The organism is Pseudomonas sp. F8002 (genome assembly GCF_013385495.1).
GTDB lineage: Bacteria > Pseudomonadota > Gammaproteobacteria > Pseudomonadales > Pseudomonadaceae > Aquipseudomonas.
Genome location: NZ_JACAPW010000065.1, coordinates 1 through 404 on the forward strand (window position 1 = coordinate 1; position 404 = coordinate 404).

Genomic DNA, 404 nt, shown 5'->3' on the forward strand with positions numbered 1-404 from the left:
TGATTCATTGAAGAAGACGATAAAGAAGCAGCCCGAAATTGGGTCTGTAGCTCAGTTGGTTAGAGCGCACCCCTGATAAGGGTGAGGTCGGCAGTTCGAATCTGCCCAGACCCACCAATTTTGTGTGGGAAACGCCTGTAGAAATACGGGGCCATAGCTCAGCTGGGAGAGCGCCTGCCTTGCACGCAGGAGGTCAACGGTTCGATCCCGTTTGGCTCCACCACTAACTGCTTCTGTCTTGAAAGCTTAGAAATGAGCATTCCATCGATGTGATGGTGAATGTTGATTTCTAGTCTTTGATTAGATCGTTCTTTAAAAATTTGGGTATGTGATAGAAAGATAGACTGAACGTTACTTTCACTGGTAACGGATCAGGCTAAGGTAAAATTTGTGAGTAATTGCGA

General features: G+C 46.0%; 2 tRNA genes. Both read left to right on the forward strand.

What is annotated here, in order from left to right:
- Positions 1-40 precede the first annotated feature (40 nt).
- Positions 41-117, forward strand: a tRNA-Ile gene (locus HX811_RS31760).
- 30 nt (positions 118-147) lie between these two features.
- Positions 148-223, forward strand: a tRNA-Ala gene (locus tag HX811_RS31765).
- Positions 224-404 lie beyond the last annotated feature (181 nt).